The sequence below is a fragment of the Paramagnetospirillum caucaseum genome, assembly GCF_000342045.1.
Classification (GTDB): domain Bacteria; phylum Pseudomonadota; class Alphaproteobacteria; order Rhodospirillales; family Magnetospirillaceae; genus Phaeospirillum; species Phaeospirillum caucaseum.
Window position 1 is genome coordinate 1 of record NZ_AONQ01000134.1, and the last position, 4674, is coordinate 4674.

The following is a 4674-nucleotide window of genomic DNA, read 5'->3' on the forward strand; positions in this document are numbered from 1 at the left end:
GAAAAGCTGGTCAAGTTGATCAACGAGCGTTCTGAACTCGATAAAGTGGCCGCCGAGAAAAAAGGAATTGGCCGCAAAAAGAAGTAATTAGCCAATTCACAAATTAGCCCCGGCGGAGAAATTTGCCGGGGCTTTTTCATGCGTGGCATTCAGGCGGTTCAGAAACAAACTCACACCATCGAACTGATAAATACCAGTTTGATGGTGACGGTTGAGGGCGATATTTAGATACCCAGGCGGTAAAGAGAGAGGCAAAAAGACAATTATTTCATTCATTCCAGAACATGTGGATGAAGTCTGTTCCCCCTTTCTCGGGGGCGGTGCCGTCGAACTGGACCTGAACCAACGCGGTATCCAGGTTCATGGATACGATGTGTTCCAGCCGTTGGTAAATTGCTGGAGGCAGATTGGGATTAATCCAGGTGCTGTTGCCGAAACTGCCCGCCTGTTTTATCCGTTGGATCGGGATGGATTCTACCAGCTTCAGAAATCCTACTTCTCCATCCCCGACCCGGTGACACAGGCAGCCGCATTCTTCGCGATCAATCGGTCTTCGTTTTCAGGGCTGACATTTTCAGGGGGATATTCAGGCGAAAGGTTCACTCTGTCGTCCATCGACAAACTGGCAAGAACTGCGACCCCCAACCTCACCGTCGAGGAGGCCGACTTCGAAACCAGCCTTTCTCTGCACCCTGATGCCTTTGCCTACCTTGATCCGCCCTACCTACTGGCGGCGTCGAAATCGAACCTGTATGGCATTCGGGGTGATGCCCATCGTGATTTTGAGCATGATCGGTTGGCTGATGTCCTTCGGTCGCGACCAGGGTACTGGTTGCTCTCATATAACGACGCCCCGGCAGTACGTCGTCTCTATGAAGGGTTCGCAATGGTCGCTGCTTCCTGGACCTATGGAACCGGCAAATTGGGTGCCGAACTGCTGATCTTCTCGAACGAACTGGCCGACGCAGTTGGCATGACGCCAATCGGTCGTCGGTTCGGTAACTCTTGGCATCACGAAGATGACCACATGATCCAGGTCGCCTAATTAGTCAGTAGGGTCGAAAGGTTCGTCACCACGAACAGTCCAGGCCCATAAAACAAAATCACACCAACCATTAAAAATGCACTCATCATGAAATAGGTATTTCATAGCGAGTTGCTATTTACTCCATATTTTTCAAGGCCATGGCCTTGGCCGATTTATTCACGACTGCTATACTCATTTCAAAGTTATCTACTGCTCTAATTTTATGATGAGTTGGCGATCATGGCAGGCAAACAGGCAAAGGTTCTCACGGCGACCCAAATCTCGACAGTTTTGCTTCATCTGGGATCGACCCGGCATGGAGTTCGTGATCGGGTCATGTTCCTGTTGTCGGCGAAGGCCGGCCTCAGGGCCAAGGAAATTGCCTGCATCACATGGTCGATGGTACTGACCGCGACCGGCGAAGTGGGCGACATGATCCACTTGGAGGATAAAGCCACAAAACAGGCGTCGGGTCGGTCGATCCCAATGAACCGGGAATTGAGGTCGGCCCTGGTCGAATTGCATGCCCGAGGAATTCGCGGTGCTGACCATCCCGTGATCTACAGTGAGCGTGGGATAGGCATGACGCCGAATACCGTCGTCGCGTGGTTCTCCAGGTTGTATCAGCGGCTGGGTTATCTTGGGTGTTCGTCGCATTCGGGAAGAAGGACATTCGTCACCACGGCGGCCAAGAAGGTGGGCATGGCCGGTGGTAGTTTGAGGGATGTCCAGCAATTGGTCGGCCATGCCAGCTTGGCGATGACGGCCAGATACATTGAGGGCGATTCCGACGCAAAGAGGAAATTGGTCAACTTGATCTGATCACTGCCGCAGTTGGCCGTCGGAATCGTTCGGGGGCGGGATGATCAGTCCTGCCCCGGCAACGAGGTGCCCGACAATCGATTAGTCGGACACGAACTGAACCTCGTTGGGCTTCAACGCCAGCACCGGGATGGGGTTGGGACATTTCCCGCCCTTCACCGGGTAGGGACGCTTGTGGACGATCCGCCCATTCTTCTTTGCGTAGGTGCAGCCAGGGTTCCAGTGGGGTGACTTTGGAACGCCCTTTCCCCGGCCCTTGAATTTTCCACTGCTCTCACTGTCGGCCTCAACCTTGGTGCCACCCGCTGCGTCACCTTTGCGGTAATGCATGACGGTCTGACCAGGGCGGATCACCCGATATGCAGGCAGGGGCCTCTTGCCTCTGTCGGCCCGAGCCTTCTGAACATAAGGGCTTGGATCGATATAATCCGCGTGGATTGTCGGTTCGGACAGAAACTGAAGTTGGCCGTAGATAACACCTAATTGGAGCTTTACAGCATCCATACCTCCTCCCAACAAAAATCGGTCAAACGAAATATTGGTGTAAACGCAGTTATCTCCCCATTTAATCGTGCAAGATAATGAATTCATCCAAACGCGACCCTTCGTATAAAACGAGACTTCAATCGTCATGTCAGTTGACTGCCTAACGACCGTAATGTTTTCGGCCGTTAGCGTTCCGTCACCAGAAATCTCCACAAGCAGCAACTCGTTTGATGGAAGATCAACCCAACGATCAGGGTATGTATGATAATTTTCGTGCGGCATCATATACGGAATGTAATCGCCACATTCAGAATGTGCGTTACGGAACGATTTAATCATATTGATGTGCCGGTCAATGTCGATACTCATGATCCTCACTCCTTTAAATGCGTGAAGATCATATCAACCACACTTGAATGCGTCAAGCAGCACGGTTCATGTTATCCGCTAAAAGTCAATAGACTTTTTTATAATCTTATAAATCCACGTTGGGAATCAGAGTGATAAATCAAAAAACTTTTTTTATCAGAATTCCAGACAGATTCATTGAAACTAAGATATTTGAAAATGGCAGGACAAAAAAGGATGCAAGAATCATTCGGGGCAGGTTGATCACCAACCTGCCCCGAAATGCGATCAGATGATACCCAGCTACTCGACCTTGCCGCGACGGTTCTTCGCCTTGATCCGGGCAGCCTCCAGAGGTTCATCGAGTTCCCCGGCCTTCACGGCAGTAGCGATCTGTTCCAGCACTTTGATTGCATCGGCGTTGGTCTTGCCCGCAATCACGGTGTTAGCCATCCCCTGTCCCTGGAGTTCGACCACGGTGCGACCATACCTGATTTCCAGCAGCATATTGTCGCCGGTAACCGACTTCCAGAACCAGGGCTGCGGCGGACGACTGATGCTCTGCCGGGCATTGCCGTTTTCGGCACCCTTGGAATAGCGAACCCGTTCGACGGTGAAGCTCGGATTCTTCAGCAGTTCCACCTGATTGTGAATGCCGTCCAGCACAACCTGCCGGGGGGACTTCTTGCGTGCTTCGGAAACAAGCACCTTCTTCTCGTCACTGAACTTAAGCTGCAACATAATAGCCTCCATGCGTTAACCTTGAAATCATGATAATGCCGTATTTAATAAAGGCCAAGATGGCTACGTAAATATATTTTATGATATGGCCGCACGGCCACATGATGCTAATTGATCAAAACACACAAATAGCCACACAGCGATGCATTGACGCATCAATTCTGGACTTCGCCGGAAATCGTGAGACATGACATGTGAACGCATTTAGCGTCACATAAAGATAATAACAAGCCATGCGGAGTAAATGCCTGGAATAATCAACCACACATCATGATGTTCATAGGCTGGATACCCAGGGGACTACTTGCCATCAGCAAGTAACAAACAAATTGCAGATTCATGTTAGCCGATTCGAAAATGGCTTCGTCGAGGCCATGAAACGCCTTCGGCTACTCCATATGATCCGGCATGAGCCGCCATAGGCGTAGTCGATCTGATCCCCTGCCGGGGGCAGGGTGGTGTTGTGACGAACGAAGGGAACGAGTTGTCGGTGTTGGACCTGGAACCCATGAGTTGAAATCCATGATGACGCCGAAGGCGTCTTCGTTTTGGGACCAACGAAGGAAATGAGTTGTTCATTTTGTCATGACGCCGCAGGCGTCTTGGTCTTGGACAGACGAAAGGAGTGAGTTGTCGGTGTTGGATATGGCTAATCCGTGATTAGCTAAAGTGCGACTTAGTCTATATTGGATACCAACATAGACTAAGTCTAACTTTTTAGTCAACAATATAGACTAACTCAGGAGAGAACCAGAAACAAAGGACACATCATAATCATGTATGAAATCGACTATTTTTGCGTATTTCGGGAAGAACCAAGAGATATACCGAAAAAAGGACATAAATCACTGGCGTTCAGTTCAAGATACCAGTTCAGCGGACTTATAGAAATTGATGGCGTTGAGTACACCGTCAAATTCAGCAGCTACGATGACCTCAGCAAGCTGATCGACGGAACCTACAAATCAAAGACATCATTTGTGGATATATATAGAATATACACAAAAGCTATCAGCCGGAATGCCAGAACCTATTTCAGCCCAGTTATCACCAAGCCCAAGGGTCGCTGTGGCACTTGGACCTTGCTTGGTCAGGACGATACTGCTTGCGTGCCCTATTTTGTTATGTCGATCCCCAGCCCTGGGCGGATCGAGGTGGATTTGATGGCGATGGACGTCAATGGAGAATTCACCCTCATCAAGACCTTGACCACCAAGCCGGGGGGAATCGTGATGCGAATGGGGTCGAAG

5 protein-coding genes are annotated in these 4674 nt (G+C 50.1%); 3 read left to right on the plus strand and 2 right to left on the minus strand.

What is annotated here, in order from left to right; all coding sequences use genetic code 11:
* The first annotated feature begins 211 nt into the window (after positions 1–211).
* Positions 212–1045, plus strand: coding sequence for a DNA adenine methylase (locus H261_RS22445; protein ID WP_235063034.1), 834 nt, complete (start codon positions 212–214; stop codon positions 1043–1045).
* A gap of 222 nt (positions 1046–1267) precedes the next feature.
* A complete protein-coding gene (locus tag H261_RS22450) occupies positions 1268–1849 on the plus strand; it encodes a tyrosine-type recombinase/integrase (protein WP_040477312.1) in 582 nt (193 codons plus the stop codon).
* 81 nt (positions 1850–1930) lie between these two features.
* On the opposite strand, the gene H261_RS25210 is transcribed toward H261_RS22450, so the two are convergent.
* The gene (locus tag H261_RS25210; protein WP_152427079.1) at positions 1931–2704 is read right to left on the minus strand and encodes a hypothetical protein; all 774 of its coding nucleotides are present in this window, start codon (positions 2702–2704) and stop codon (positions 1931–1933) included.
* Between the two features lie 282 nt (positions 2705–2986).
* On the minus strand, positions 2987–3424 hold the full coding sequence (locus H261_RS22460; RefSeq protein WP_008622397.1) for a hypothetical protein: 438 nt from the start codon (positions 3422–3424) through the stop codon (positions 2987–2989).
* 776 nt (positions 3425–4200) lie between these two features.
* Between H261_RS22460 and H261_RS25215 the strand changes: the two genes are divergently transcribed.
* Positions 4201–4674 (plus strand): hypothetical protein (locus H261_RS25215; protein WP_008622398.1); only part of this gene is annotated, 474 nt, incomplete at its 3' end.

What these genes read in the sequence shown, in the direction of transcription:
- H261_RS22460 (WP_008622397.1), bottom strand. Translation starts at nt 3,424, where the DNA reads ATGTTGCAGCTTAAGTTCAGTGACGAGAAGAAGGTGCTTGTTTCCGAA.
- H261_RS22450 (WP_040477312.1), top strand. Translation starts at nt 1,268, where the DNA reads ATGGCAGGCAAACAGGCAAAGGTTCTCACGGCGACCCAAATCTCGACA.
- H261_RS25210 (WP_152427079.1), bottom strand. Translation starts at nt 2,704, where the DNA reads ATGAGTATCGACATTGACCGGCACATCAATATGATTAAATCGTTCCGT.